Origin of the sequence: Pantoea sp. FN0302 (assembly GCF_050113775.1) — a bacterium.
Classification (GTDB): domain Bacteria; phylum Pseudomonadota; class Gammaproteobacteria; order Enterobacterales; family Enterobacteriaceae; genus Mixta; species Mixta alhagi.
Map to the genome: position 1 here is coordinate 85,859 of NZ_JBNJSM010000002.1, position 26,761 is coordinate 112,619.

Annotated in this window: 27 protein-coding genes and 1 pseudogene; 17 read left to right on the forward strand and 11 right to left on the reverse strand. The window is 52.2% G+C overall.

Translation table 11 applies throughout. The features are described 5' to 3' along the window. Positions 1-46 precede the first annotated feature (46 nt). The 5 genes from ACQE32_RS11020 to ACQE32_RS11040 form a co-directional block, all read right to left on the reverse strand. Positions 47-1,006 (reverse strand): sugar kinase, encoded by a 960-nt coding sequence (locus tag ACQE32_RS11020; RefSeq protein ID WP_426981445.1) that lies wholly within the window; start codon positions 1,004-1,006, stop codon positions 47-49. Between the two features lie 3 nt (positions 1,007-1,009). Continuing rightward, complete coding sequence (locus ACQE32_RS11025; protein ID WP_426973803.1) at positions 1,010-1,735, reverse strand: sugar phosphate isomerase/epimerase family protein; 726 nt, start codon at positions 1,733-1,735, stop codon at positions 1,010-1,012. A 194-nt stretch (positions 1,736-1,929) separates the two neighbouring features. Beyond that, positions 1,930-2,955 (reverse strand): LacI family DNA-binding transcriptional regulator, encoded by a 1,026-nt coding sequence (locus ACQE32_RS11030; RefSeq protein ID WP_426981444.1) that lies wholly within the window; start codon positions 2,953-2,955, stop codon positions 1,930-1,932. Positions 2,956-3,093: 138 nt separating this feature from the next. Continuing rightward, positions 3,094-3,756: an OmpA family lipoprotein gene (locus ACQE32_RS11035; RefSeq protein WP_427021779.1), complete on the reverse strand. Its 663-nt coding sequence runs from the start codon at positions 3,754-3,756 to the stop codon at positions 3,094-3,096. A 106-nt stretch (positions 3,757-3,862) separates the two neighbouring features. Next, positions 3,863-4,429 carry a DNA-3-methyladenine glycosylase I gene (locus tag ACQE32_RS11040; protein WP_426973806.1) on the reverse strand — a complete coding sequence of 189 codons (567 nt, stop codon included), beginning with the start codon at positions 4,427-4,429 and terminating at the stop codon, positions 3,863-3,865. Between the two features lie 140 nt (positions 4,430-4,569). On the opposite strand from ACQE32_RS11040, the gene ACQE32_RS11045 reads away from it, so the two are divergent. The 5 genes and pseudogenes from ACQE32_RS11045 to ACQE32_RS11065 all read left to right on the forward strand — a co-directional run bounded on the left by ACQE32_RS11045 (position 4,570) and on the right by ACQE32_RS11065 (position 9,174). Beyond that, positions 4,570-5,217, forward strand: a complete 648-nt coding sequence (locus tag ACQE32_RS11045; protein ID WP_427021780.1) for a hypothetical protein — start codon at positions 4,570-4,572, stop codon at positions 5,215-5,217. A gap of 101 nt (positions 5,218-5,318) precedes the next feature. Beyond that, positions 5,319-5,861, forward strand: a complete 543-nt coding sequence (dnaT, locus tag ACQE32_RS11050) for a primosomal protein DnaT (RefSeq protein ID WP_426973808.1) — start codon at positions 5,319-5,321, stop codon at positions 5,859-5,861. Continuing rightward, positions 5,861-6,601 carry a DNA replication protein DnaC gene (gene dnaC, locus ACQE32_RS11055; RefSeq protein ID WP_085069096.1) on the forward strand — a complete coding sequence of 247 codons (741 nt, stop codon included), beginning with the start codon at positions 5,861-5,863 and terminating at the stop codon, positions 6,599-6,601. The genes dnaT and dnaC overlap by 1 nt, the downstream gene beginning before the upstream one ends. 113 nt (positions 6,602-6,714) lie before the next feature. Beyond that, positions 6,715-6,929 (forward strand): annotated as a pseudogene (locus ACQE32_RS11060) (bestrophin family ion channel); the annotation flags it as partial. Positions 6,930-7,230: 301 nt separating this feature from the next. Continuing rightward, positions 7,231-9,174, forward strand: coding sequence for a methyl-accepting chemotaxis protein (locus tag ACQE32_RS11065; RefSeq protein WP_427021781.1), 1,944 nt, complete (start codon positions 7,231-7,233; stop codon positions 9,172-9,174). 63 nt (positions 9,175-9,237) lie between these two features. Here ACQE32_RS11065 and lldD read toward each other — a convergent pair whose 3' ends face one another. The 6 genes from lldD to flgA all read right to left on the reverse strand — a co-directional run bounded on the left by lldD (position 9,238) and on the right by flgA (position 14,703). Then, positions 9,238-10,422 carry an FMN-dependent L-lactate dehydrogenase LldD gene (gene lldD, locus ACQE32_RS11070; RefSeq protein WP_250651304.1) on the reverse strand — a complete coding sequence of 395 codons (1,185 nt, stop codon included), beginning with the start codon at positions 10,420-10,422 and terminating at the stop codon, positions 9,238-9,240. Further along, positions 10,419-11,189, reverse strand: coding sequence for a transcriptional regulator LldR (gene lldR, locus ACQE32_RS11075; RefSeq protein WP_426973810.1), 771 nt, complete (start codon positions 11,187-11,189; stop codon positions 10,419-10,421). The genes lldD and lldR overlap by 4 nt, the downstream gene beginning before the upstream one ends. Further along, a complete protein-coding gene (lldP, locus tag ACQE32_RS11080) occupies positions 11,179-12,840 on the reverse strand; it encodes an L-lactate permease (RefSeq protein WP_427021782.1) in 1,662 nt (553 codons plus the stop codon). Before lldP ends, lldR begins: the two co-directional genes overlap by 11 nt. 342 nt (positions 12,841-13,182) lie before the next feature. Continuing rightward, entirely contained in the window at positions 13,183-13,626 is a 444-nt protein-coding gene (locus tag ACQE32_RS11085) for a flagella synthesis protein FlgN (RefSeq protein ID WP_426973812.1), read from the reverse strand. An 11-nt stretch (positions 13,627-13,637) separates the two neighbouring features. After that, entirely contained in the window at positions 13,638-13,934 is a 297-nt protein-coding gene (gene flgM, locus ACQE32_RS11090; protein ID WP_426981441.1) for a flagellar biosynthesis anti-sigma factor FlgM, read from the reverse strand. A 79-nt stretch (positions 13,935-14,013) separates the two neighbouring features. Beyond that, on the reverse strand, positions 14,014-14,703 hold the full coding sequence (gene flgA, locus ACQE32_RS11095) for a flagellar basal body P-ring formation chaperone FlgA (protein ID WP_427021783.1): 690 nt from the start codon (positions 14,701-14,703) through the stop codon (positions 14,014-14,016). A 254-nt stretch (positions 14,704-14,957) separates the two neighbouring features. Here flgA and flgB point away from each other — a divergent pair, with 254 nt between their 5' ends. From flgB to ACQE32_RS11155, 12 genes are all read left to right on the forward strand, one after another. Beyond that, positions 14,958-15,371: a flagellar basal body rod protein FlgB gene (gene flgB / locus ACQE32_RS11100; protein ID WP_426973815.1), complete on the forward strand. Its 414-nt coding sequence runs from the start codon at positions 14,958-14,960 to the stop codon at positions 15,369-15,371. Between the two features lie 5 nt (positions 15,372-15,376). Beyond that, entirely contained in the window at positions 15,377-15,781 is a 405-nt protein-coding gene (gene flgC / locus ACQE32_RS11105) for a flagellar basal body rod protein FlgC (protein WP_250651311.1), read from the forward strand. Between the two features lie 11 nt (positions 15,782-15,792). Beyond that, complete coding sequence (locus ACQE32_RS11110) at positions 15,793-16,452, forward strand: flagellar hook assembly protein FlgD (RefSeq protein WP_427021784.1); 660 nt, start codon at positions 15,793-15,795, stop codon at positions 16,450-16,452. Between the two features lie 43 nt (positions 16,453-16,495). Continuing rightward, positions 16,496-17,719 (forward strand): flagellar hook protein FlgE, encoded by a 1,224-nt coding sequence (gene flgE / locus ACQE32_RS11115; protein ID WP_426973817.1) that lies wholly within the window; start codon positions 16,496-16,498, stop codon positions 17,717-17,719. Positions 17,720-17,731: 12 nt separating this feature from the next. After that, positions 17,732-18,481, forward strand: a complete 750-nt coding sequence (locus tag ACQE32_RS11120) for a flagellar basal body rod protein FlgF (RefSeq protein ID WP_426981439.1) — start codon at positions 17,732-17,734, stop codon at positions 18,479-18,481. 22 nt (positions 18,482-18,503) lie between these two features. After that, entirely contained in the window at positions 18,504-19,286 is a 783-nt protein-coding gene (flgG, locus tag ACQE32_RS11125) for a flagellar basal-body rod protein FlgG (RefSeq protein WP_426973819.1), read from the forward strand. Between the two features lie 69 nt (positions 19,287-19,355). Continuing rightward, positions 19,356-20,111: a flagellar basal body L-ring protein FlgH gene (locus ACQE32_RS11130; RefSeq protein WP_426973820.1), complete on the forward strand. Its 756-nt coding sequence runs from the start codon at positions 19,356-19,358 to the stop codon at positions 20,109-20,111. A 10-nt stretch (positions 20,112-20,121) separates the two neighbouring features. Further along, complete coding sequence (locus ACQE32_RS11135; RefSeq protein ID WP_426973821.1) at positions 20,122-21,243, forward strand: flagellar basal body P-ring protein FlgI; 1,122 nt, start codon at positions 20,122-20,124, stop codon at positions 21,241-21,243. Continuing rightward, complete coding sequence (flgJ, locus tag ACQE32_RS11140; protein ID WP_427021785.1) at positions 21,243-22,169, forward strand: flagellar assembly peptidoglycan hydrolase FlgJ; 927 nt, start codon at positions 21,243-21,245, stop codon at positions 22,167-22,169. The genes ACQE32_RS11135 and flgJ overlap by 1 nt, the downstream gene beginning before the upstream one ends. 102 nt (positions 22,170-22,271) lie before the next feature. Next, positions 22,272-23,915 carry a flagellar hook-associated protein FlgK gene (gene flgK / locus ACQE32_RS11145; RefSeq protein ID WP_426973823.1) on the forward strand — a complete coding sequence of 548 codons (1,644 nt, stop codon included), beginning with the start codon at positions 22,272-22,274 and terminating at the stop codon, positions 23,913-23,915. A 45-nt stretch (positions 23,916-23,960) separates the two neighbouring features. Beyond that, positions 23,961-24,884, forward strand: coding sequence for a flagellar hook-associated protein FlgL (gene flgL, locus ACQE32_RS11150; protein WP_426973824.1), 924 nt, complete (start codon positions 23,961-23,963; stop codon positions 24,882-24,884). An 80-nt stretch (positions 24,885-24,964) separates the two neighbouring features. Beyond that, entirely contained in the window at positions 24,965-26,626 is a 1,662-nt protein-coding gene (locus tag ACQE32_RS11155) for a methyl-accepting chemotaxis protein (RefSeq protein WP_426981437.1), read from the forward strand. The last annotated feature ends 135 nt before the right edge of the window (positions 26,627-26,761 follow it).

Here is a 26,761-nt window from a genome sequence, read left to right on the forward strand (position 1 = left end):
GGCGTCATCGACATGCATCGTTATAACGAGTCGTAGGGTTTGTCGCTCAGTAGTCGCCCAGCTCGGCACGCGTCGGTAAACCTTCGCTATCGCCGATCGCCTGGATAGCCAGCGAGCCAATCTTGTTGCCGCGACGGATAGCCTGCGGCAGCGGCTTGCCTTCCAGCAGCGCGCTGATCACGCCAACGGCAAACCCGTCGCCTGCGCCCACCGTATCCACTACTTTCTCGACGCGAATGGCTGCAACCTGTGCTTTATCACCCGAGGCGGTTTTATACCAGGCGCCGTCGCCGCCGGTTTTAATAATCACCGCTTTGACGCCTTTATCGAGATAAAAGTCAGCGATCGCCTCTGGCTGGCGGTAACCAGTGAGGATCAGGCCCTCTTTTTCGCCCGGCAATACCCAGTCGGCATAGCTGGCCAGCTGATTAAGCTGTTTCACCATCTCCTGTTCGCTCGGCCACAGCACCGGACGCAGGTTAGGATCGAAAGAAAGGGTTTTACCCATGGCGCGCATCTCCTGCGCCGTATGGTTTAACAGCGCCAGCGAGCTGGCGGAAAGGGCTGCCGCCACGCCGCTTAAATGCAGATGACGAGCTGCGCCAAAATAGTCGCGGTCGAAATCGTCTACAGAGAGATGGCTGGCGGCGGAGCCTTTACGGAAATATTCCACCATTGGGTCGGAGCCATCCTCAACTTTCGATTTCAGTTGAAAGCCGGTGGGATAGCGCTTATCCGTGGTAACGCGCTGATGGTCAATGCCCTCTTTTTCCAGCTGCTGATGAACAAAGCGGCCAAAGGCATCATCGCCAACCCGGCTTACCCAGCCCACTTTCAGACCGAGACGCGCCAGGCCGATAGCGACGTTAAGCTCCGCGCCGGCAATGCGTTTGGTAAAGGTTTCTGCTGCAGCCAGATCGCCTGCCTCTCTGGCCACGAACATCGCCATCGCTTCACCGATGGTCACCACATCCAGCGCGCCCTGCGGTTGGTTTTGGTTAATCATGATTTACTCCCCACGCAGCAGGTCAACATAATGGCGCGTCACGGCCACCAGATCGTCACCCTGGAGCGGAAACTCGATACCGCGCGGCACGTTACCGGGCAGCAGATTTAACAACTCTCGCCAGCTGTTATCGGCATCGTCGAGTGCAATAGCACGCCAGCTGCAGTTATGAGGTACAGCCGCTTTCACATGAATATAGCTGACGTAATGTGCCAGCCGACGCGCTGCGGCCATGGCATCATCACCGGTCCACTGCCAGTTGGCCATATCAAAAGTCATCTCAAAATGGGTATGCGGCTGCTCAAAGAAAGGCGCGATGGCCGCAAGCGTACCGTATTCAGTCTGATCGTTTTCCACCACCAGGCTGACATTGCTGACAGGCAACGTAATCTCTGTGCCCGGCTGATAAGGGCCCAGCGACACTTTCAGCCGCTGCGCGCGCAGTTGCTCTGCCTCATGCAGATAGCGTTCCAGCAGTGGATTCACCTTGCCACCTTCGACAAATAGCGCATCGGGAACAGAATAAGAGGCTTTCAGCCGATGTTCAGCAACGGCTTCAGCCAGCTGTGGCAGGCTTTGCAGCTCAGATTCCGCCAAAAGTTCACGCCGGATCTCTACGCCGTCAGCACCCGCTTCAGCGATGATGGATAATAACGCCAGTTGTCCACCCAGCGCGGTAACTTTTTGATGACCGTACGCAGCGGTCACGACAATAATTTCTGGTTTCATCTTTTCCTCCGGGGCTACAGCATGTGAACCCGCCTAAAGAAAAGCTAATTGGAACCGGTTCCAAAGCAAAGTTGGAAAGTATGGAATTATGATCGCGCTCACGATGTAAGCTATTTTGTTCCACGAATCATCTGGTTTGTCACAGAAGGGGGCTCCCGACGCAACAAGCTGTGCTGGCCGGGGTAAAAAATGAATTAACCTAAAGCACGGCTGGAGCCGCGAATCACTAACTCGCCGCTGAATGTCTTCTCTTCAATAGTTGTGGCTTCGCCTTCAATACGCTGGATCACCCGCTCCAGCGCCGCATAGCCGATCTGCCAGGTTGGCTGTTTCAATGTGGTGATGCCGTCGCCTGCCAGCTCAGCCCACTCCAGTTCGTCAAAGCCCAGCAAGCCGATTTGCTGGCCCCAGTTCAGGCCCAGCCGTCGCAATGAGCGCGCTACCTGCAGCGTCAACGCGCCGTTAGCCACCAGCAATGCCGCAGGCTGTTGAGCATGGCGCTGGTAAAAGTCATTGATAATACGATCCATGGCGCTGGCGTCGCTGAGCGCTGCCTCTGCATTTTCACTGATGATGGTTGTATGACGCGCACAAACCTGGCGGAACGCCTGCAGGCGCTCCAGACGGGTATTCACCAGACCAAGCGGCTCACTGAGAAACAGCAACGCCCGGTAGCCGTTCTTCACTAAATGCTCGGTTGCAACGGTCGCCGCCTGGGCATTATCCAGCCCGACCACGTCACAGGAAAAATCAGGGATTTTGCGATCGATCAGCACCATCGGCAGCAGCGACTGCTGTAGGCGATTCAGCGCATCTTCGCGCATCCCGACGGCGTTCACCACAATACCTTCCACCTGATAGCTGCTGAGCAGCTGCAAATAGTGTTGTTCCTGATCGATTTCGTTATTGGTATTACAAACCAGCAGCGTAAAGCCATGAGCGCGGCAGGCCGCCTCAATACCGCACAGCACATCCACTGAATAGGGATTGGTAATATCGGCGATAATCAGCCCGATAAGACGGGTGCGCCCTCGTTTCAGGCCGCGCGCCATTTGATTAGGGCGATAATTAAGCGCGGCGATCGCCTGCTCAATCCGTTGTTTCAGATCTGGCGAAAGCGCATGCTGCTCGCCGTTGAGGTAACGGGAAACGCTGGTTTTGCCGGTTTTTGCCACCCGGGCAACATCACTAATGGTGGCGCGTATAGCCTTTTGCTTCATCTCTTTCTTCACTCCGCGAATTCGATGAGAGACTAACACAGCTTACTGTTGGGAGTTAGCATCAGGACAGGAACGGTAAAAAGGGAAAAAGCGTACGGATAAAAGGGGGCTGCGGCCTGCCTGCCCCCTGAAGCTGTGTTATGACAGCGGGCTAAGCGTAATTTCAACGCGACGGTTTTGCGCTTTGCCTTCTTCCGTGCTGTTGGACGCGATTGGGTTATCCGGGCCCATGCCGCCGGTGCGTAGACGATTGCTGGAAACGCCCTGCAGGATCAGCGCGCTGGCAACGCTATCGGCACGCTGCTGCGACAGACGCATATTCAGCGCGCGCGTACCGGTGCTATCGGTATAGCCAACCACGTTAACGGCGGTTTTCGGATACTCTTTCAGTACCATCGCAACACCGGTCAGCGTCTCCGCGCCCGCAGGTTTCAGCGTGCTGCTGCTGCTGTCGAAGGTGACATTATTCGGCATATTCAGAATAATGGTATCTCCGCTGCGCGTTACGCTAACGCCGGTGCCGCGCATTTTGTCACGCAGCTTGGCTTCCTGCACATCCATATAGTAACCCAGGCCGCCACCCAGCGCTGCGCCGGAAGCTGCGCCAATCAGCGCGCCTTTGCCGCGATCTTTTTTCGACGAAGAGAGCACGCCAACGCCTGCGCCAACCAGCGCCCCCATACTTGCGCCGATACCCGATTTCCCTGCCTGCGACTCCCCGGTGTATGGGTTAGTGGTACAGCCGGAAAGGGCAACGGCCCCGCTCAATAACAGTGACAAGGCAATAATATTTTTTTTCATCTTCTATCCTGTAAAAACCAACTAACAAGCGCACCCGCTTAAAGCGGTCATTATGCCGCGTAGTGCTTCAGGAAATATCCAGGAATTTCCTCAGATTTGTAAAGATTCAGCGCGGCTGGTTATCAGGATGGCGGAAACAGGTCGTTATATGGTCATTAACCAGTCCGCAGGCCTGCATAAAGGCGTAACAGATGGTGGAGCCGACAAATTTAAAGCCGCGCTTTTTCAGCGCTTTCGACAGGGCGAGCGAAACCGGCGTCTGGGCGGGAACGGCGGCGCCATCGGCAAAATGGTTGATTTGCGGTTGCCCATCAACAAACGACCAGATAAAACGCGAGAAATCATCGCCGTTTTCCTGCATTGCCAGATAAGCGCGCGCGTTGGTGACGATGGCATTGAGCTTGGCGCGATGGCGAATCAGCCCGCTGTTTTGCATCAGGCGATCGATATCGCTTTCGTTCATTAACGCCACGGCATGCGGATCGAACTGATAAAAGGCGGCGCGGTAGTTTTCTCGTTTTTTCAGCACCGTAATCCATGACAGCCCCGCCTGCTGACCCTCCAGACAGAGCATTTCAAACAGTATTCTGCTTTGGGTTTGCGCAATGCCCCATTCGCGGTCGTGATAGGTTTGATAAAGCGGATCGGTTGAAACCCAGCCACATCGTTGCATCTGTCCCTTCCTGTCTGGTCAGTCTGATCGAGACTGGCAGCTTATCATGCTGCCGCCCGGCGATTTTAACGCATGAAATGAGAAATATGGTTATTTAGCACGCATATAATCAGCGCGCTAATCTTTACCAGGGAGATTTCATGTCCGACGATATAAAAATTATTGCTGTAAAATTTGCTGGCTTTTTTGGCTGTGCGATCTTTCTTGCGTTGATGATGGGGTTGGTTTTTATTGATGTGAACTGGATGAACGACGCGCTGCATGAGACGTCGTTTACCGAAATTTTTCAGGAAATTCAGCTGGCGGTGATTGCCCTGATGTTCTTTGGTCAGGTATTCAGGCAGAAAAATCTGCGCTACAGCCTGTTGCTGATTGGCGGCTTCTTTACCTGTATGCTGATCCGCGAAATGGATTTCCTGTTTGATCGCATCCACCACGGTACCTGGATCTGGCCGGCGCTATCCGTGGCGCTTATCTGCATCTGGCGAGCGGTGCTGCATCCCTCCGCTACGCTCTCAGGGCTGGTTCATTTTCTCCACCATCCCAGCTGGAATATGATGGCTGCGGGCCTGCTGACAATTTTAATTTTTTCACGTTTGTTTGGCATGCATGAACTGTGGGAAACGCTGATGCTCGACGGCTATAACCGCACGGTAAAAAATATGGCGGAGGAGGGTACGGAACTGCTGGGATACAGTTTTTGTCTGCTTGCCAGCCTGCGTTACCTTTGGGATTTACGCTACGTGAAACAGGAAAAAATCGGCATCGCCTGGCAGTCTCAGTATTAAGCAACAGGCGATTCCAGGCGCTAAACTTGATAGAATAGCGCCTGTTTTGGCGGCTACGGCAGCCAGTTACGTTTTGCCTGCAACAGAATCCGGAAATCACCATGTCTGTCAAGATTTTAACCTCAACTGTCATTGGCCTCGACGCGTTTCGCCAGGATCCGATCGGCGCGCTTTCTGCTGCAGGTGCGGGAGCGGTTGCCGTGTTCGATAATAATGCGCCGGTGCTGTATGCGGTAACTCCTGACCGGCTGGCACAGCTTCTGGAGCTGGAAGCGGCGGTACGCCAGCCGCAAAGTGATGTGACGCTGGATGAACAGCTCTATAATGATACGCTGACGCACCCGGTTTCAGTGCCGGTCGGCAAGTTTATGATGTACCCGGGCTGGCGACCGGACGCCGATTTTCAGCGCCAGGCCGCCATCTGGGGCATTGCGCTAAGCGAGCCGGTTACGCCCGCCGAGCTGGCCGCCTTTATCACCTGGTGGCAGGCTGACGGACGTCCTTTCCATCATATGCAGTGGCAGCAAAAACTGGCGCGTAGCGTCCAGCAGAGCCGGGCAGTTAACGGTAGCAGAGCGCAGCGCGATGTTAATCAGCTGCCTGAACCCGATCACACAATCCCTGATGGTTTCCGAGGTGAATAATGAAAACGCCCGCTGAGTTATTTAACCGTCTGCAACGGATGATGCCGGCCCATATCAAGCCTAAATTCCAGAACGGCGAAGAGCTGTTGGCCTGGAATCAGGAGCAGGGTCGCCAGCGTTCGGAGGCGATTGCGCGTGAAAATCGGGCGATGAAAATGCAGCGTATTCTGGGTCGATCCGGCATCCGCGAGTTGCATATGAACTGCTCGTTCGATAACTATCGGGTAGAAAACGAAGGGCAACGTAAAGCGCTGGAACAGGCACGCCGTTATGCTGATGAGTTTGATCACAGTATCGCCAGCTTTGTGTTTTCTGGCCGTCCCGGCACCGGGAAAAACCATCTGGCCGCGGCGATTGGCAACCACCTGATTTTGCGCGGTAAAAGCGTGCTGATCGTGACGGTCGCCGACCTGATGTCGATCATTAAAGGCACCTTCAACGGCGACAGCGACCGCACCGAAGAACATCTGCTGCACGATTTCAGCACCGTGGATCTGCTGGTGATTGATGAAATCGGGATGCAGACGGAATCACGCTATGAAAAGGTCATTATCAACCAGATCGTTGATCGTCGCTCCTCTTCCAAACGGCCGACCGGCATGCTGACCAACCTCGATCACAGCAATATGGTTAAGCTGCTGGGCGAGCGCGTGATGGACCGCATGCGTCTGGGGCAAAGCCTGTGGGTGAACTTCAACTGGGATAGTCATCGCGGGCGTATTACCGGCAACGAATATTAAGCTTTACGTCTGCGCGCACCGGCGCGGGCGTTTTTCCTCTTCTGCGCTGCCCCAACTTCGTCAATTATTGTAAACCGGACGCTCACCTGTCAGGCGACCGCTCGTTTGTGCTGGTGCATTATCTGACGCCGCTGATATCGGTATTTATCTCCTCTACCTTTTTGTCGCTGGAGTCCCTGGCGGAGGAGCTGGAGGATCCCTTTGGCACTTCGGCTAATGATTTGCCGCTTAGCGCGCTGTGTAACGGCATTGAAATTATTCTGTGTGAAATGCTCGATCGGCCTGGACCAGAAAGATACGCCCGGATGCAAACTGTGTACTGACATAACTTTATCTGGCTGTCCGCCTTCTCTGCTGGCAGCCCGACGACCACCATTACAGCTAGGTCAGTGGGATGCCAGAAGATATTTATTTATAAAATTTATTATTTATATTTAACAATTCAGTGACTTTACTTCTTTATCCTGACGGCCCTTTTCTGGCGGCAATAAGTGAAATTAAACGCTTCATCTCCTGTTGATGGCCTCTCTTTGCTCAAAACCTCACTTTATATTGGTAAATTTCCTAAAGCGTGGCTTAACCAAGTCGATAACCCTACATCGTCCCAGTTTTTAACATAAAGGTGAGCTATGAGCGGTTTGGCGGCGTTGGTGGCAGGTTTTAATAATGTGAGCGTGGGTAAGAAACTCACATCTGGTTTTATTCTGGTGCTATTGATCATGGTTGGGATTGCGGGAGCCGGTATTAAAGGCTTTGACAATATCCAGACGGATGCGCAAAAACAGCAAATTATCGTAAACATGGTGCAGCAGCTTAATGTGGCTCGCCTTAACCGCACGCTTTATCAATATACCGGCGAAAGCCGCTACAGTACTGAGAATACTCAGGCTTTACAGCAGGTAAAACAGCTGGGGCAGTCGCTTTACCAGTTTAGCTGGCACCCTGAAGGGAAAGCGAAGCTGGATATGATGAAACAGGTAATAGAAAACTACCTTACGCAGCGTGACAGTTTTGTCAGCGCCGTTAATCAGCGTAGCGCGCTGTTAAAAGAGATGAACATTCATACGCTGGCTGATTATGGTCGCAGCAGTGAAGCGCTATCTGGCCAGGTGGCTACCGATGCGGGCATCGTACTGGCGGCTTCTCGTCTGGAAAGTGCTATTCAGCATGCGTTAAAAGCCTGGCCTGACTTCATTGCTAAGCCTGATGAGGCGCAAAAGGCCAATATCGTGAATAAGCTCAGTGCGGTAACCCAGCGTGCCGAGCTGCTGAAAAGCCATCTCACCAGCGGTGAAACCAGCTGGGTTGCCGGGTTAATACTGGATACGGCGCGCCTGAGCGCAACGCTGGATAGTTATCAGACTGCTTTTTCTCATCAGGAGAGTGAGTCCGCAGGGTTGACCGCCACGGCAGGAAAACTGAATGCTGCGGTCAACGATCTCTACGAGGGACAGATGGCGAATGTGACGAACACCATTACGCAAGCCAATGCCATTATGTATGGCGCGGCGATACTGGGCGTGCTCGCAGGGTTAATTATCGCCTGGCGAATTACGCGCAATATTACCCAGCCGTTACGTGAAACCTTGCAGGTAGCCAACCAAATTGCCGCAGGCGATCTGACTGCCCATATCGATACGCAGCGAGGCGATGAGCCAGGCCAGTTAATGCAGGCGGTAGGCCGCATGAACCAGAACCTGAAAGAGATTATCGTTCAGGTGCGTCAGGGTGTAGATAACGTGGCGCGCGCCTCGGCGGAAATCGCCGCCGGGAATATCGATCTCTCTTCACGTACCGAGCAGCAGTCGGCGGCGGTGGTAGAAACGGCTGCCAGTATGGAACAGCTTACTTCTACCGTGAAACAGAACGCGGAAAATGCGCATCAGGCCAGCAGTCTGGCGCAGGAAGCTACGCTGAATGCCGGACGTGGCGGTAAAATCGTGCAGGATGTGGTGATCACGATGGATGAGATCAGCACCAGCTCGCGCAAAATTGCCGACATCATCAATGTGATTAATGGAATCGCTTTCCAGACCAACATCCTGGCGCTGAACGCAGCGGTAGAAGCCGCGCGCGCCGGTGAACAGGGACGCGGCTTTGCCGTGGTGGCGGGCGAAGTACGCAGCCTGGCTCAGCGCAGTGCAACGGCGGCTCGTGAAATCGAAGCGTTGATTAACCAGGCGGGTGAAAAGGTGAATAACGGTTCACGTCTGGTGAGCAGCGCTGGTCAGGCAATGGAAGATATTGTCCGTTCGGTCTCACAGGTGAGCAGCATCATGCATGAAATCGCCCACGCTTCTGAAGAACAGAACCGGGGGATTACGCAGATCGGTCAGGCGATGACGGAAATGGATACCACAACGCAGCAGAACGCCGCACTGGTGGAAGAGTCTTCCGCTGCGGCCTCTTCGCTGGAAGAACAGGCGAGGCAGCTGGAACAGACGGTGGCCGTGTTCAAAACGGCCCCGCAGAGTGTTGCCGCACGTAGTGCTGTAGTCCAGGAATCACGCTACGTTGTCGCTGCGAAAAAGCAGACCGCGCCCGCTGCCGCAGGCGGTTGGGAGCAGTTCTGATTGCAGGCTCCGCCCGAGGGCGGAGCTTTTACGTTTGTGGCTGGCGGCTCCGGCATCACGCCTTTAGCCGTTGGCCACCGCTTTTGCCAGCGCATCCGGCTGCATCGGCGAGACTGCCTGCACCAGCGATTCGCGCGTGATTTCTGCAATTGAGCGCGCGCCGGTTAAGGTCATTGCCACACGCATCTCTTTTTCAACCAGATTCAGCAGGTTAGTCACGCCTGCTTCGCCCGCTGCCGCCAGCGCATAGAGAAAGGCTCTGCCCAGCAGAACCGTATCCGCGCCCAGCGCGATCATGCGTACCACATCCAGTCCGCTGCGCACGCCGCCATCGGCCAGAATCGCCAGCTCGCCCTTCACCGCATCCGCTATGGCTGGCAACGCTCGTGCGGAAGAGAGCACCCCGTCCAGCTGGCGTCCGCCGTGGTTAGAAACCACAATGCCATCCGCGCCGAAGCGCACCGCATCACGCGCATCTTCCGGATCGAGAATGCCTTTAATCACCATTGGGCCTTTCCAGAAATCACGGATCCATTCCAGGTCGCGCCAGGAGATCGACGGGTCAAAATTGTTGCCCAGCCAGCCAATATAATCTTCCAGTTTGGTCGGTTCGCCGCGATAGGCGGAGATATTGCCCAGATCGTGCGGGCGACCATGCAGCCCGACATCCCATGCCCATTGCGGATAGAGCGCCGACTGAATATAGCGACGTATGGCCGCATTTGGACCGCTCATGCCGGAATGAGCATCGCGATAGCGTGCGCCTGGCACCGGCATATCCACGGTAAATACCAGCGTCGAGCAGCCCGCCGCCTGCGCCCGTTCCAGCGCATTGCGCATAAAACCGCGATCGCGCAGCACATAAAGCTGGAACCACATCGGACGCTGGATAGCCGGGGCAACCTCCTCTATCGGGCAGAGAGATACGGTGGAAAGCGTAAAGGGAATGCCTTTTTTATCGGCTGCCCTGGCGGCCTGTACTTCACCTCGTCGCGCATACATGCCGCACAACCCTACCGGTGCCAGCGCCACCGGCATCGACAGGGTTTCGCCAAAAAGCTGGGTCTCCAGGCTCAGCGAAGACATATTGCGTAAAATCCGCTGGCGCAGCGCAATTTGCGCCAGATCTTCGCTGTTGCGGCGCATGGTATATTCGTCATAGGCGCCGCCGTCAGCGTAATGAAACAGAAAGGGCGGTACTTTAGCCCTGGCGGCGGCACGGTAATCTTTTGCTGATGAGATAATCACGGTTGTCCTCGCTTACTGTCCGGAATGCGCATACTGCGCGCCCGTCGCGCCTCTTCTTCATGCAGGTTACGCATGGTGGCGTCGACAAATTCAAGATGGTGGATAGTGACGCTGCGCGCGCGGTCGGCGTCGCCTGTCACGATGGCCTGACAGATCGCTTCATGCTGCACTGCCAGCTGACGGAAAATCTCCGGCGCGGTATACATCCGCTGGCGGCTCTGCATGACTGATGACTGCAGCAGATCAAACAGGCCGCGCATCGCCTGCAACAGCACCAGGTTATGCGATGCTTCAGCGATCGCCAGATGAAAACGTACGTCGGAATGGGCAGCCAGGTCAGGATCGTCACGGTCGCTGACCTGCAGCATCATTTGGCAGCAGCGCTGAATATGCGCCTTATCTTCCGGTGTGGCGCGCCGTGCCGCATGCCAGGCGGTGCTGGACTCAATCGCAATCCGCGCTTCCAGTACGTCGTAGCGATAACCTGGATCGTCAGCCAACAACGTACTGAGCGGCATCACCAGCCGGACAGAGGGCCAGTCGTCGCGCTGAGCCGCCACAAAATTGCCGCCGCCGCGTCGGCTCATCAGCACACCTTCGCTGATCAACTTTTGTAGCCCTTCACGCAGCGAAGAGCGCGAAACCGCCAGCTGCTGCGCCAGCTGCCGCTCTGCAGGCAGTCTCGCACCGGGCTGTAAACCCTGCTCGGCGATAAACTGACGCAGCTGCTCTGCCAGCCGATCGGCCAGTCTTATTTCATCCGGCATCGGGGATCATCCACGGGAAAACCCAGGCCTGTAGCGAAGTTATCACCCCGATAATACAGGTGAAAATCAGGCTGTGTTTGACGGTAAAGCGGAAGAGATCGGCCTCCTTACCAACCAGCCCAACCGCCGCGCAGGCGATAGCGATCGACTGCGGCGAAATCATTTTGCCGGTAACGCCGCCGGTGGTATTGGCAGCGACCAGCAGCACTTCAGGCACGCCAATTTGTTGGGCGGTCGTGGCCTGTAGCGCGGCAAACAGTGCATTGGAAGAGGTATCAGAACCGGTAAGAAAAACCCCCAGCCAGCCAAGGAAAGGTGAAAAAAAGGTAAACGCGTTGCCGGTATGCGCCAGCGCCAGCGCCAGGGTGGTGGAGAGGCCCGAATAGTTGGAGACAAAAGCAAAGGCCAGCACCGCGCCGATAGAATAAATTGGCAATGCCAGCTCGCGCAGCGTCTCGGTAAAGGCGCTCACCGCCTGAGCGGGACGCATTTTTAACCAGATAATCGACAGCAGCGCAGCGATAAAGATTGCGGTGCCGGTAGCGGAGAACCAGTCGAATTTGTAGATGGCGGCATAAGGCGTGGCGGCGTCGACCACCGGCGGCACCTTAATTACCAGTTGATCCAGGAACGGCACGGCGAAGGTAAAAACCCAGTGGTAAAACGCACCGCCGGAGGCAAACAATGCCTTAAACGGCGGGATACTCCACAACGTGACGGTAATGGTTAAAAACAGGAACGGCATCCAGGCACGGGTAATCTGCGCCGCGCTGTATCGGGTAGCGCTGCGTGCGGAAGCGGCCGCGTTTTCCTGATTATCGAAGCGGAAAATGCGTACCGGCTTCCAGACGCGCAAAAACAGCGTCAAACAGAGCAGGGAGACCAGAGCGGAAATCACATCCGGCAGCTCCGGCCCCAGAAAGTTAGAGGTCAGATACTGGGCGATAGCAAAAGAACCGCCGGAGACCATTACCGCAGGCCAGGTCTCTTTTACGCCGCGCCAGCCATCCATAATTGCCATCACCCAAAACAGCACAATCATCGTCAGGAGCGGCAGCTGGCGTCCGGCCATTTGGCTGATGGCCATCGCATCTATGCCAGTGACCTGCCCGGCGACAATAATCGGAATACCCATCGCGCCAAAGGCAACCGGTGCCGTATTGACAATCAGGCACAGCCCGGCGGCATAAACCGGTTTAAAACCCAGCCCGACCAGCAGCGCGGCGGTAATCGCCACCGGCGCGCCGAAGCCTGCGGCCCCTTCCAGAAAAGATCCAAAAGCAAAGCCGACGATCAGCATCTGCAACCGTTGATCTTCGGTAATAGAAAGAATGGAGTTACGAATAACTTCAAATTGGCCGGTTTTCACCGTGATTTTATAAACAAAAACGGCAGCAACAATAATCCAGGCGATAGGCCAGAGACCGTAGAGAAAGCCGTAAACGGCGGAAGCCAGCGCCCGATCGAGCGGCATACGATAAAACAGCAGGGCAACAGCCAGCGCGATCAATACGGTAATGGTGCCGGCGATATAGCCTTTTAGCCGCAGCCGCGTTAGGGCGAAAAAGAAAAACAGAATGGGAAGCGCGGCAATCAGGCTTGATAGCCAAATATTATCCAGCGGATCGTAAAGTTGCTGCCATGTTTGCATGCTTACGGTTCTCCTGAGCGTTACGCCTTGTTATCCGATACGGCGGAAAGCGATACCGCAGTCAGACAGGGCATAACCCGCTGCTGGTCGGACCAAAAGGGATAAAGATGTTAAATTATTGTTTATCTCGCGGTGAACAGAATGCAATCTTTGCTTAACGCTTTAATTTAATGATGGAAGAAAAGTCACAAACAGCTGGTTTTGGTAGGACCAATTTGCAGGCATAAAAAAGCGGCAAGGAAAGTTTTCCTGCCGCCGTTAGGATCTGCTGAATTTTTGATAGCAAAAAAAAAGCTTTCTGGTCAGAAAGCTGGCAAGTCACACAAGAGAGTCATATTGTTTTTATATAGTGATATTGTAAGCGCGCGCTTTTCCGTTATTTTCGGACTGTCCACCTGCGGTATACAGCCCGGGCGACGCGGCGGATTTATTCAAAATTTTGCTGACGCTTTGCACTTTCTTCATGTGAATATCAAGCAAATGGCTGGCTTGCAGATTCATGTCTCGTGCTTTTTGGGTTGACTGCAATATCCTGTTCCAGTGGCCCATCAGCGTCGGCTGTTGCTCATAGGGCGCCTGCAGCTGTAGATCTTTTTCTGTCTGCTTTCTTTGTTCATCATGCCACGCCAGCGTAGCCAACAGGCTGCTTTTGATATCAGAGAGCTGTTGCAGCGCAACAGCATTAACCTGAGCGTGGCTTAACTGCTTAATTTCCTCGGTCAGCACTGCGTCCAGTTCATTAAGCGTATCCTGCAGTTTAATCAGCGTCGTCTGTAAGGTTTGCATCGTTGTTTCTTTTATCGATCGTCGAGAATATTTTGCATCAGCGCCTGAGCAATTTTTTCGTAATCCATTTTTAGTTCGCCGTTACGAATCGCATCTTTAATTTTTTCGACGCGATCCAGATTGATATCGCGCGAGTCATCGACTTTGATCTGCTGTGTTAAGGCGCTGAGTTTGACATCAGTGCCTTTTTCAGACGGGACATTTTCTTTTGGTGCGCTGTTAGCCGGATTCCGTTGAGCGAGCTTTACTTCCTGCTGAACATGGGTTGGCGTAACAGGTTGCGTTTTCAGCGTATGGTTAATGCTCATATTTTTTCTCCGAAACCTGGATGTTTACCTTTTGCGTTACTAATAATATCGGTGTTTTTACGGATACCTAAAGATGAAATTACAAATTTATCCGTACGCTACCGTCGTGATTAACGCTACCCGTTACCAGTTGACCACTTTTCATACGCACCCGCACAGGATCGTTAACTGCGGCATTATCCAGCGCTTTTCCTCTGGCCATAATATGAAAGCCGTTGCCATAAGCGATCACGTCTGTTTCTTCGCCGCGATTGATACGCCAGCTTTTACGCAGCTGATTTTTCGTTAACGGCTGGCCGGTACGCACAGGGCGGGTTAAGACCGCGCCCTGAAGAGCGCTGGGCTGCATAACGAGATCTGCGGGTAAATTCGTCAACGATCCGCTGCGCTGAATGATATCTTCAGGGCTAAGCATACTGCCTTTTTTTAAATCCCTTGCCGCAACCCACCAGCTGCCTTCTGCTTCTATCCGCACCTGAAGAAAATGCTTTTTATTGCCGCAGCGGGCAATGACCGTTCTCTGGCCGGTCAGACGCTGATTACCGCTCAAAGAAAGATATGGATCGGCACACAGCGCAGCTAATTTTTCAGAAGAGGTTAATAAAATTACATGGCGCGTGACATTGGCTGCTATATTTTTTGATGCGTCATTCACTAATGCATTAATTTTCTCTGTTAGCGTATTATTATCAGCCTGTGCTGCAAACGTAAATAATATACAAAATAAAGTTAATACTATGCTTCGCCAAATATGACGTGTTTTTTTCATACGCAACCAGCAGGGAAAGAAATCAGATTAAAGTGATTTACTTTTTTTACGGAAAGGCAGTGTAACGCTATCCTGAAGTAAGTTAATGCGCTAAATAATGTCGCTTTTGTCGCTTATTAAAAATATTGAGGCGATATTTATATCATTTCATAAAATGGATAGAGATTTGTCTTGTTTTCGCAGTATAGATTATTTCTGATTCACCTTATAGTCTCTGCGTTAATCCCTATGTAGCAAATAAGGGCACTCTTTCCATGATGGATAAACTCGATAAGGCATTATATTTTCAGCAGGAAGCATTGAATTTACTGACCCGCAGGCAGGATATTTTAGCATCAAATATCGCTAACGCCGATACGCCGGGTTATTTAGCCAGGGATATCGATTTTTCTCAGCAGCTTAAAAAGGCTGTGGTACAAGAACGCCATCAGGCGCACGCTTTAACCCTTAGCCTGACGGAAAAAGGACATATTCCAGCAGCTGCGCCTGTGCATAATCGGAACGAATTATTATATCGCATTCCCGATCAGCCTGGCGCCGATGGCAATACCGTTGATATGGATCGTGAACGCGTTAACTTCGTGGATAACAACATCAAATATCAAACCAGTTTAACCCTTCTCGGATCTCAAATTAAAGGGATGATGAGTGTTATCTCACAGGGGTAATTGTTATGTCTTTATTCAGCATATTTGATATTTCAGGTTCTGCAATGACGGCGCAGTCAAAAAGGCTAAATGTCAGTGCCAGTAATATGGCGAATGCCGATAGTCTGGCCGGCCCGGATGGTCAGCCTTATCGCGCGCGTCAGGTTGTTTTTCACGTTAATCAGGCGCCTGGCCAGGAAATTGGCGGTGTAAAGGTGAGCGACGTGATTGAAAGCGATGCGCCGGATCGTCTGGTCTATGAGCCGGGCAATCCGCTGGCAGATGCCAAAGGCTATGTGCATATGCCGAACGTCAACGTAGTGGGCGAAATGGTGAATACCATTTCTGCTTCGCGCAGTTATCAGGCCAACGTGGAAGTCATGAATACGGCCAAGGCGATGATGCTTAAAACGCTGACGTTAGGTCAATAAGGAGAGTTGAAATGGCCGTTTCGCCGGTAACCAGTACCTATGACGCCCCCAGCAGTAGCAATGGTTCAAGCATCGAGGATATTACTAATAATTTTATGAATCTTCTCGTTGCGCAGATGCAGAACCAGGATCCTACCAATCCGATGGATAACAATCAGCTTACTTCGCTGATGGCGCAGTTTAATACCGCTGCAGGCGTTCAACAGTTGAACAGTACGCTCGGTAATGTCGGTACGCTGGTAAACAGTATGCAGCAGATGAACGCGGCTCAGTGGGTAGGACGCGGCATCTATGTTGAAGGGGACAGTAGCGTTGCCTCTAAGGACGATACTTTTGCTTTTTCCGTCAACAATGATGTCGATAAAGTTAGCGTGGTCTTAACCGACCAGTCCGGCAACGTCTACACCGCCGACTTAAAAGATGTCGAAGCGGGTGTGCATAAATTTACCCTTGAAGATTTAAGCGGTTTCCAGCCGTCTGAGCCGGGATTTGATGGCAAAGAGATCTATAAAGTCTCCTATACCGCTGCCAATCAGGAGGGTTCTACTCCAAAAATTATCTCATTAAAACACGCCAAAGTAGAAAGCGTCTCCTTTACCTTGTCCGGTGCGGTATTGCAGCTGGGACTGGGCGGCAGCGCCACTTTGGGCGAAGTTTATTTGATTGAGTAATGACTATTTCAGCGTTGAATGTTAGCGACCAGGAAGGTTAAGTATGAGTTTTTCACAGGGTCTTAGCGGACTGAATGCGGCTTCACAAGCTTTAGATGTTGTTGGTAATAATATTGCCAACTCCCAGACCATCGGCTTTAAATCGGGTTCTATCTCATTTGCCGATGTTTTTGCCGGTTCGCAAATCGGTATGGGCGTGCAGGTTTCCGGCGTCAGGCAGAATTTTAGCGACGGTGTGCTGGGACAGGGCACCGGCAGTCTGGATATGGGTATTCAGGGAAACGGTTTCTTTCGTTTGGTGAGCGAGGCCGGTCAGGTGTTTTATAGCCGCAACGGCCAGTTCAAAACCAATGAAAATGGTTACATCGTCAATGATACGGGCATGCAGTTAACCGGTTATCAGGCCAGCGGAACGCCGCCGACCATCCAGCCGGGCGCGGCGATTGGCCCGATCCAGATCCCAACCGGTCAGATGCCAGCGCGCGCCTCTGACAGCGGCGCGATGAAAGGGAATCTTGATTCTGGCGCGAAAATTATCGACCCGGAAATCGCGTTCGATCCAAAAGACAGCAACAGTTACAACTCAGTCAGTCAGGTTGACGCCTACGACAGCCTGGGTAACCGCCATACCATTAACGTTTACTTCGTTAAAACAGCTAATAATCAATGGAAAATTTATACCAGTGATACCACCGCGCCGGTGGTTGATGAAGCGGGCAAAGCACAGTATCAGCAGATGGATATCGCCTTTGACAGTGCCGGCCAGCTGACGACCAATCCGGCGAGGGTACCGATTGCCGGTGCAGCCTATAACGGTGCGGAAGCCCTGGAATTCGAGCTGGATATGACCGGCATGACCCAGCAGGCCACCGAGACGGCCATGGAAAGTCCGAGCACCACCGGCTATGCGCCGGGCATGATGAATGGCTTTATCGTGGGCGACAGCGGTCAAATCATCGCCTCTTACAGCAATGGTCAACAGCAGCTGTTAGGACAGGTAGTGCTGGCGAACTTTACCAATGCTGGAGGCCTGGCCTCAAGCGGCAATAACGCCTGGACCGAAACGCCGGCCTCAGGCCAGCCGGTTGTGGGCATCGCCGGAAGCGGCAACCTGGGCAACCTGTATGGCAATAAGGTCGAGGCATCCAATGTCGATCTGAGCCAGGAGATGGTCAATATGATCATTTTCCAGCGCAACTATCAGTCTAACTCGCAGACGATTAAAACGCAGTCTGAATTGTTACAGACGTTGGTTAATCTTGGCTAATGGCGGACTGACATGGATCGTGCAATTTACACCGCAATGGGCGCGGCGAACGCCGCGTTAAATCGTCAGGCGGTAACGGCCAATAACCTGGCGAATGTCTCTACTAACGGCTTTCGTGCTCAGCTAACGGCTTATCGTGCGGTACCGGTTAACGGTCCTGGGGATGCGACGCGCGTACTCTCCACTGAATCCACGCCCTATAACGACTACACCATGGGATCGATTAATCAGACCGGTCGCAGCCTGGACGTAGCGATGCCGCAAAACGGCTGGCTGGCGGTTCAGCTTCCGGACGGCAGCGAAGCCTATACGCGCGACGGTAATATTGAAGTCGACAGCGAAGGGCAGCTGCGCGTTAAAGGCTACCCGTTGATGGGCGACGGCGGGCCGCTCGAAATTCCGCCGCAGGCACAGGTCACTATTGCGCCGGACGGTTCTGTCACCGCCTTAGGGGCAGGTGATGAGCCAACCGCACTGGCCCAGATTGGGCGTCTGAAAATGGTTACGGCGCAGCCTTATCTGCTACGCCACGGCGATGACAGCCTGTTTCATGTCGATCCCACCGTGGATGAAAACCCGATATTGCCTGCCGACCCGGCGCTGAGGCTGATGCCCGGCGCGCTTGAGAGCAGCAATGTCAGCCCGGTAAAAGCGATGGTGGATATGATCGCCACGGCACGCGGTTTTGATATGCAGATGAAAGTGATCTCAGCCGTCGACGATAACGAAAAAAATGCCAACCAACTGCTTAGTGTAAGTTAATAAAGGCAAGGAGAAGCCCGTCATGATGCACGCCTTATGGATTGCCAAAACCGGTCTGGAAGCGCAGCAGACCAATATGGATGTGATTACCAACAACCTGGCCAACGTGAGCACCAACGGCTTTAAACGCCAGCGTGCGGTATTTGAAGATTTACTTTATCAGACCCTGCGTCAGCCGGGTGCTCAGTCTTCAGAGCAGACTACCATCCCTTCTGGTTTGCAAATTGGCACCGGCGTACGCCCGGTGGCGACGGAACGAATTCATAGCCAGGGCGGAATGACGCAAACCAGTAATGCGAAAGATGTCGCTATCAGCGGACAGGGTTTCTTTCAGGTGTTGATGCCAGATGGCACCACGGCTTATACCCGCGACGGTGCGTTTCAGATCGATCAGAACGGGCAACTGGTCACCTCAAATGGTTACCCCATTCAGCCAGCGATTACCTTGCCGCAGGATGCAGGCACGCTAACCATAGGCAGTGATGGCCTGGTCAGCGTAACCCAGGCAGGACAAACGGCGCCGCAGCAGGTAGGTCAGCTGACGCTGGCAACTTTTATCAATGATTCCGGACTGGAGAGCATTGGTGAAAATCTGTATCGCGAAACCCAGTCTTCCGGCGCGCCGAATGAAACCACACCGGGCATGAACGGTGCGGGCGCACTGAAACAGGGCTATGTGGAAACCTCAAACGTCAACGTAGCGGAAGAGCTGGTCAATATGATCCAGACGCAGCGCGCGTATGAAATCAACAGCAAGGCGGTGACCACTTCCGATCAAATGCTACAGCGCCTGGCGCAGCTCTGACGATAAAGGACCAGGGCTGCAGCCATTACCGCCGCTGCCCTTTTTATCTGCTCTTACGTAGTGAATATCATGATAAATCCGCCTGACTTTTCGCCGTCCGGGGCGCAGCAAGATGCCGCTCACCGTGCTGCCTTTCTCTGCTTAGCTCGCTTGCCAACGCTGTTTATCGCCGGCGCGTTGCTGGCAGGCTGCGCGGATATAACACATAAACCTTTGGTTGATGGGATAACCAGCGCCAGCCCGATGCAGACGATGCCGGGACCGGTCAATGGATCGATATTTCAGGCTGGGCAGGCGATGAATTACGGCTACCAGCCCCTGTTTGAAGATCGTCGACCGCGTAACATCGGCGATACCCTAACCATCTTGCTGAAAGAAAACGTGAGTGCCAGCAAAAGCTCTTCTGCTAATGCCTCAAAAGATGGCTCTACCGGACTGGGCTTTAGCGCCATGCCGCGCTTTATGAGCGGCCTGTTTGGCGGCGACCGTGCAGAAACGGCTATTAAAGGCAGCAACGAATTCAAAGGCAAAGGCGGAGCCGCCGCCAGAAACACCTTTAGCGGCACCATTACCGTTACCGTGCAGCAGGTGCTGGAAAACGGCAACCTGAGAGTGGTGGGCGAAAAACAGATCGCCATTAATCAGGGTACTGAATTCATTCGTTTTTCAGGCGTAGTGAACCCCCGCACTATCAGCGGCAGCAATACGGTGGTCTCTTCGCAGGTTGCTGATGCGCGGATTGAATATGTCGGCAGCGGCTACATCAACGAGGCTCAACAAATGGGCTGGTTGCAGCGCCTGTTCCTTAACTTCTCTCCTTTTTAGCAGGCTGACTATGAGAATTTCATTTTCCCTCTTTTGTCTGCATGGGCTCTGTCTTAGCCTGGCCCTGCTGCTGATACCGCCAGGCTACGCCGAGCGAATTCAGGATTTGACGACGCTACAGGGCGTACGCAGTAACTCACTGCTCGGCTATGGGCTGGTGGTAGGGCTGGATGGCACCGGCGATCAGACCATGCAAACGCCGTTTACCACGCAAAGTTTGAACAATATGTTGTCGCAGCTGGGGATTACCGTGCCGAGCGGCACCAATATGCAGCTAAAAAACGTGGCGGCGGTGATGGTAACCGCCGATCTGCCACCATTTGCCCGCGCCGGTGAAAAAATCGACGTGGTGGTTTCCTCGATGGGTAATGCGAAAAGTCTACGCGGCGGCACGCTGTTAATGACGCCGCTTAAGGGCGTGGATAACCAGATTTATGCACTTGCTCAGGGCAATCTGTTAGTTTCCGGCGCAGGCGCGCAAAGCGGCGGCAGTCGGGTGCAGGTTAACCAGCTCAACGGCGCGCGCATTAGCGGCGGCGCTACCGTTGAGCGCGAAGTGCCGACGCAGTTTGGTCTGGAAAATGTGCTGAGGCTGCAGCTAAAAGAAGAGGACTTTGCGCTGGCCCAGCGCATCAGTGATGAAATCAACCATCGCTACGGCGCAGGCACCGCAATGGCGGAAAACGCCCGCGTCATCAAGTTATTCGCTCCCAGCGACAATACGGAAAAAGTGCGCTTTATCGCGCGTATTCAGAACCTTTCCGTCAAAACCGGCCCCCGGGAAGCGCGCGTGGTGGTTAACTCACGCACCGGTTCTGTGGTGATCAACCGCCACGTTACGCTGGAAGCATGCGCTGTAGCGCAGGGCGATCTTACGGTAGAGATTTCCCGCAGCAATCAGGTCAGCCAGCCGGATACGCCGCTGGCCGGAGGCGAAACGGCTGTGGTACCGGATACGCAAATCTCATTACGTGAGCAGAATGGCGCTTTGCAGAAAGTGAATACCAGTGCCGATTTGAACGCGGTTATCAGGGCGCTGAACGGCCTGGGCGCCACGCCAAACGACCTGATGTCGATCCTGCAATCAATGAAAAGCGCGGGTTGCTTGCGTGCGCAGCTGGAGATGAACTAATGAAAAGTACCGCTTTCATGCAGGGTGCCGCTTTTGACACCGCATCTCTGGATTCACTAAAGCAACTGGCCAAACAGGATGCGCAACGCGGCTTACAGGCCGCAGCGCAGCAAATGGAAGGACTGTTTGTTCAGATGATGCTGAAGAGCATGCGGGCGGCCAGCTTCAAAGATGGCTTGTTTAACTCGCAGCAGTCAGAAATGTTTACCGCTATGTACGATCAGCAGCTGTCCCAGGATATGGCGGCTCACGGGAAAATTGGACTGGCTGAGGTCATGGTGCAACAGCTTGGCGGCGTTCCAACGGCAACCACAGGCGGTACGCCAGCTGAATTTTCCTCACGCCAGCTTCCTGCCGGGCGGATATTCTTCCCACCGCCTGCCGCCAGCATGGCAGTTCCTGTCGGGCAAGCGAAGCTGACCGCGCCAGGCGGCGGATTTATTTCACGCCTGTTAGCGCCTGCGGTAGAAGTTTCTCGTCAGACGGGTATTCCGCATCAATTAATCCTTGCGCAGGCTGCGCTTGAATCGGGCTGGGGAAATAAGGAAATACCCCGGGAGAATGGTCAGCCAAGCTATAACTTGTTTGGGATAAAAGCGACACCGGGCTGGAAAGGTGAAACCACGGAAATAACCACAACAGAATATATCAATGGCGTGGCGAAAAAAGTGAAGGCGGCATTTCGTGTTTACCATTCTTATACCGATGCGTTGCACGATTATAGCAAATTGCTCATCAATAATTCCCGCTACCAAAATGTTACGCTGGCTAAAACGCCGGAACAGGCAGCGCAAGCGCTACAGGATGGCGGATATGCAACCGACCCACAATATGCGAAAAAATTGATCGACATCATTCAACAAATTAAAAGTAACCTAACGCAGGCGGCAAATGCTTATAAAGTCGATCTGACCTCAATATTTTAGTAGTAGAAATTTTAGAGATTTTAATTTACGCCGATAAATATAATAGGCTCTATTTATTCTGATTTTCTCAGAAATTTCGCACACATGGAATGCGGGTAATTTATGAATCTCTTATATCTGGCACAAAGCGGCCTGAGTGCCGCCCAGGCAGCATTAAACGTTGTGGGTAGTAACATGAATAATGTTGCTACAGAGGGATATAGCCGTCGGAATATCATTCTGGGCGAGGCAGGGGGGAAAACAACAGCAAACGGCTTCTTTGGCTATGGCGTTCAGGTTAACGGTGTGAAACGTGCTTATGATGGTTTTATTAATAATCAGTTGCGCGGCGCGCAAACATCGTATAGCACTTTATCCAGTCGTTATGAACAGCTTAGTCAAATAGATAATATGCTGGGCGACAAAAGCAACAATGTTTCCGTTTCTCTTAATAATATCTTTGGCGCACTGGAAAAAATAAGTAGCGACCCGGTAAGTATGGCCGCGCGTCAGGAAGCCATGTCGCAATTCAAATCAACTGCCTATCAGTTTCAAAGCAACTCGCGCACGCTTAACGGGCTGGAAAAAAGTACTAACACCCAAATTAACCAGACCGTGACCGATATTAACTCCTGTGCCAAAGCACTGGCGACGGTTAATGAGGCGCTCTATAAATCTCATGCTCAAACCGGCGGACAGCCCGCAGACCTGCTTGATAAGCGCGATGTGCTGCTGAGTGAGTTAAGCAAACTGGTCGGCGTCAAAGTAGATGAAAATCAGCTGACCGGCGAAGTCAATGTTGCGCTTTCCAATGGGCTGCCATTGGTAAGCGGCGATCGTACCTGCCTGTTTGAAGCTGCGCCTTCCGCAGCCAATCCTGCGCAGCTGGAAGTGTCTTATATCGACGCGTCGGGCAATACTATCAAGCTGGATGAAGAGAAGATCAGCAGCGGAAAGCTGGGCGGCCTGTTCAAATTCCGCAACGAGGATCTGGTTGATGCTCGCGATCAGCTTAATCAGCTGGCGTTGCAGATGGCGAATCGTTTTAACGAAGTGAATAAAGCCGGTTTTGACAGTAATGGCGAAGCTGGTACAGATATTTTCACTATTGTCGATCCAACAGCCCTGGTAAATCGTAATAACCAGGGTGATGCCACGCTTGATATCAGCTTCAACGAAATTTCACAGGTTAAGGTACAGGATTACACTCTGGTATATGAAGGGCCGGGTGCCAGCGACTGGTTAATCACCGACAGCAGCGGCATGAAAATTACACCAGAAATCGGCGAGCAGGGCGAACTCTCTTTTGATGGCATGACTATTCAGCCACAGGGCTCGCCTGAGGCAGGCGACAGCTTTATTTTTAATTCCGCAGGCGGCGTAGCTGGAAATATTGCGGTAGCGATCGGTGCTGGCGATAAAATTGCTGCCTCCAGCTCCGATGAAACTGAAGCAGAGAGCAATAACGAAAATATCAAAGATATGATCGCTATTAAAAATGAGGCGCTGATTGGCAAGGCAACGTTAATTGAAGCGTATGCCAGCCTGGTGAGTTCAGTGGGTTCTTCAGTTAATTCCCTGAAAGGCGATCAGCAAGTTGCGGGATATGTTCAAGATCAGCTTGCTCTGCAGCGTCAGGACATATCGGGCGTTAATTCCACAGACGAAGTTATTTATATGCAGATGTATACCCAGTATTACCAGGCCAATGCTCAGGTGTTACAAACTGCAACCACTATCTTTGATACGATTTTAAATATCCGATAAAACATTTTTCTGGCCACCAGAAGCCGCGAGAAAAAAGGGAAAAAGATGCGAATTAGCTCACTCTATATGTTTCAACAACAGATAAATAATATGTCTACAAGCAATACGAAATTTAATAATATTGCTACCAGGCTGGCATATGGACAAACCTTACTCAAACCTTCGGACGATCCTGCCGGCGCATCACAGGCGGTGATTTATCAAAACACACTGGCAAAAATCGAACACTATGAAACCGCGCGTCAGTACGCACAGGATACGCTGGGGCAACAGGACACAGTACTGAATTCGATTGGCTCGCTGTTGACGAAAAATTTGTCAGAGAAAATCGTTGCTGGTGGTAACGGAACGTATTCAGCGGAAGATCGGGCCGCGCTGGCAAAAGAACTGGAAGGTATTCGTAATAACCTGATGGGCCTGGCCAATAGCCGCAGCAGCAACGGGCGTTATATCTTCGCGGGTTATAACACCGGTAGTGAACCCTTCGCAAAAGATGGCACCTATGTTGGCGGCACAACGCCGATTGTACAGGTTGTGGCCGACAGTACGGAAATGCAGGTTAGCCATACCGGTAAGGATCTTTTTCTCTCCGGCACGTCGGATGACCTTTTCGTCGCCCTGGACAGCGCGATCGAAGCGTTAAAAGCCCCGATAACAGATGATACAGGACGTGAAACATTACAGCTTACGCTGGATAAGGTTAACGTTTCGATTAAAAAGAACATCGATAACCTGGGTAAAATACAGGCTACGGTCGGCACTAATCTTCAGCAGTTAGATATACTGGGATCCAGCGCTGACACGCATAAAATAGAAGTTGAAAGCACTCTGCAGGAAACGTTAGGCGCAGATGTCGATACTTTTACCACTCTGATTGGTCAATCAAAAATGGCCGAATTCGCCTTAAACTCCTCATATATGGTATTTCAGACGATGCAACAAATGTCGATATTCAACATGATAAGGTGATCTCTTAACAGAAAAATTAATGGAATAATGGCTTTTTTCTGTAAAACGACAAATTCAGGCAGAATGGTTAAGGATAATCAATGCTAAATAATTTAAAAATCGCCACCGGAATTCATATTGCTATCTTTAGCCTGATATTTTTATTATTAGGCATAGTGGGCTTAGGTTATTACAGCGCCAATACATCAGGCCAACAATTTTCACATTTTATGGAGGTCAGTGAAAACGCATCGGTTCTGAATGATGCGGATGAGGCAATAAATAGACTGCTAGAGAAAATTTACGCGTTAAGTCTGACCACCAGCAAAGGAGAAAAGGCAACGACACAGCAGCTTAGTGAAGCCCGACGGTCGCTTGCTTTGGCTCAGGAGCAATTAAAGCGTTTCTATTCACAGCCGTATCAACAAGATGCTCTTGTAATTGTTGATAAAATTAAACTGCAGGCAGATACGTTAATGGCGCTGCTTATATCGCGACTGGAAAATATCAACCAGGCCGATAATGCTGTTCGCGAAATGAATAAAATTTCCGCCGCTCGCAACCTTTTTGAAAACGAAGTGAAGCAGTACAGGGCCCGCTTCGAAGCATTAATCACTACGATAGAAGTGGAAGCGAACGCCAACAACAGCCGCTTCAATACGCTGGCGATTAGCGCCGGGATTATTGCGTTGGGGTTGGTGATTGGCATGCGCCTGTGGCTTAAACGCGAGCTGTTTCGACGTCTGGATGAGACAGTAAAAACCTTTCAGTCTATGGCGACCGGTAAGCTGGACGAAGAGATCCCTGCGGGTAAGATGAATGAAATCGGCTTGATGTTTATTGAACTGGAGAAATTGCGTCAGTGGGTGACGATGACCGTCTCGTCTATTCGAAATGGTGTAAGCCGCATTAACGCTTCAGCGCAGGAAATTGTTAGCGGCAATAACGAGCTCTCCTCGCGAACGGAACAACAGGCATCTTCTTTGCAGCAGACCGCAGCCAGTATGGAAGAGCTGAAAATTACGGTGCGACAGAATGCGGATAATGCGCATACGGCGCGTCAATTAGCTGAAAGTGCCAGCGGCAGTGCACGTAACGGCGGTGAGGTCATGGAGAGCCTTGATGCCATTATGCATCGGATCATTATCAGCTCACGTCAAATTGACGATATCAATAGCGTGATTGACAGCATCGCCAATCAAACGAATATCCTGGCGCTGAATGCGGCGGTGGAAGCGGCACGAGCTGGCGAGCAGGGGCGTGGATTTGCTGTAGTGGCAGGGGAAGTACGTAACCTGGCGAAGCGCAGCGCCGATGCGGCGAAGGAGATTCGCTCGCTGATTAATACCTGTGTGGCGGATATGCATTCCGGGTCGCAGGAAGTTGAGCAGGCGGGAAAGGCAATACAGCATATTATTCAGTCAGTTTCGCAGGTGGCGGATATTATGGCGGAGATTGCTTCCGCTTCCGACGAACAGAGTTCTGGCATTAATCAAATTGCTCAGGCGGTGAACGAACTCGATTCGGTTACCCAACAAAATGCCACGATGGTCGAGCAGGCGGCAGCGGCGGCAATCAGTATGGAAGAGCATGCGGGGCAGTTGGGCAGTATGGTTGCGCATATCAAGTTAAAAGATGAAACAAGTTATACGGCTATAGACTATCAGCCATTATTAACACCCACTGTGCTTTTACCTGAAACACAGCGCAAAAAAAACGAGCTGGATCACATTAATCCCGTAGAGGAATGGGAAAGCTTTTGAATTAATTACTTTTAACGTTAAGGGTAATATAATTTTCCAATAAGCCGTGCGGAAATCGTTTTTATGTAGGGAATTAGTGGAATTTGTGCGGCCTTATTGAACTATATATACCCTGGCCAATGAAAGATAATTAAA

Excerpts from the sequence above, each read along its gene's own strand:
- ACQE32_RS11020 (WP_426981445.1), bottom strand. The coding sequence starts at position 1,006 with ATGATTAACCAAAACCAACCGCAGGGCGCGCTGGATGTGGTGACCATC.
- ACQE32_RS11025 (WP_426973803.1), bottom strand. The coding sequence starts at position 1,735 with ATGAAACCAGAAATTATTGTCGTGACCGCTGCGTACGGTCATCAAAAA.
- ACQE32_RS11030 (WP_426981444.1), bottom strand. The coding sequence starts at position 2,955 with ATGAAGCAAAAGGCTATACGCGCCACCATTAGTGATGTTGCCCGGGTG.
- ACQE32_RS11035 (WP_427021779.1), bottom strand. The coding sequence starts at position 3,756 with ATGAAAAAAAATATTATTGCCTTGTCACTGTTATTGAGCGGGGCCGTT.
- ACQE32_RS11040 (WP_426973806.1), bottom strand. The coding sequence starts at position 4,429 with ATGCAACGATGTGGCTGGGTTTCAACCGATCCGCTTTATCAAACCTAT.
- ACQE32_RS11045 (WP_427021780.1), top strand. The coding sequence starts at position 4,570 with ATGTCCGACGATATAAAAATTATTGCTGTAAAATTTGCTGGCTTTTTT.
- dnaT (WP_426973808.1), top strand. The coding sequence starts at position 5,319 with ATGTCTGTCAAGATTTTAACCTCAACTGTCATTGGCCTCGACGCGTTT.
- dnaC (WP_085069096.1), top strand. The coding sequence starts at position 5,861 with ATGAAAACGCCCGCTGAGTTATTTAACCGTCTGCAACGGATGATGCCG.
- ACQE32_RS11065 (WP_427021781.1), top strand. The coding sequence starts at position 7,231 with ATGAGCGGTTTGGCGGCGTTGGTGGCAGGTTTTAATAATGTGAGCGTG.
- lldR (WP_426973810.1), bottom strand. The coding sequence starts at position 11,189 with ATGCCGGATGAAATAAGACTGGCCGATCGGCTGGCAGAGCAGCTGCGT.
- lldP (WP_427021782.1), bottom strand. The coding sequence starts at position 12,840 with ATGCAAACATGGCAGCAACTTTACGATCCGCTGGATAATATTTGGCTA.
- ACQE32_RS11085 (WP_426973812.1), bottom strand. The coding sequence starts at position 13,626 with ATGCAAACCTTACAGACGACGCTGATTAAACTGCAGGATACGCTTAAT.
- flgM (WP_426981441.1), bottom strand. The coding sequence starts at position 13,934 with ATGAGCATTAACCATACGCTGAAAACGCAACCTGTTACGCCAACCCAT.
- flgA (WP_427021783.1), bottom strand. The coding sequence starts at position 14,703 with ATGAAAAAAACACGTCATATTTGGCGAAGCATAGTATTAACTTTATTT.
- flgB (WP_426973815.1), top strand. The coding sequence starts at position 14,958 with ATGATGGATAAACTCGATAAGGCATTATATTTTCAGCAGGAAGCATTG.
- flgC (WP_250651311.1), top strand. The coding sequence starts at position 15,377 with ATGTCTTTATTCAGCATATTTGATATTTCAGGTTCTGCAATGACGGCG.
- ACQE32_RS11110 (WP_427021784.1), top strand. The coding sequence starts at position 15,793 with ATGGCCGTTTCGCCGGTAACCAGTACCTATGACGCCCCCAGCAGTAGC.
- flgE (WP_426973817.1), top strand. The coding sequence starts at position 16,496 with ATGAGTTTTTCACAGGGTCTTAGCGGACTGAATGCGGCTTCACAAGCT.
- ACQE32_RS11120 (WP_426981439.1), top strand. The coding sequence starts at position 17,732 with ATGGATCGTGCAATTTACACCGCAATGGGCGCGGCGAACGCCGCGTTA.
- flgG (WP_426973819.1), top strand. The coding sequence starts at position 18,504 with ATGATGCACGCCTTATGGATTGCCAAAACCGGTCTGGAAGCGCAGCAG.
- ACQE32_RS11130 (WP_426973820.1), top strand. The coding sequence starts at position 19,356 with ATGATAAATCCGCCTGACTTTTCGCCGTCCGGGGCGCAGCAAGATGCC.
- ACQE32_RS11135 (WP_426973821.1), top strand. The coding sequence starts at position 20,122 with ATGAGAATTTCATTTTCCCTCTTTTGTCTGCATGGGCTCTGTCTTAGC.
- flgJ (WP_427021785.1), top strand. The coding sequence starts at position 21,243 with ATGAAAAGTACCGCTTTCATGCAGGGTGCCGCTTTTGACACCGCATCT.
- flgK (WP_426973823.1), top strand. The coding sequence starts at position 22,272 with ATGAATCTCTTATATCTGGCACAAAGCGGCCTGAGTGCCGCCCAGGCA.
- flgL (WP_426973824.1), top strand. The coding sequence starts at position 23,961 with ATGCGAATTAGCTCACTCTATATGTTTCAACAACAGATAAATAATATG.
- ACQE32_RS11155 (WP_426981437.1), top strand. The coding sequence starts at position 24,965 with ATGCTAAATAATTTAAAAATCGCCACCGGAATTCATATTGCTATCTTT.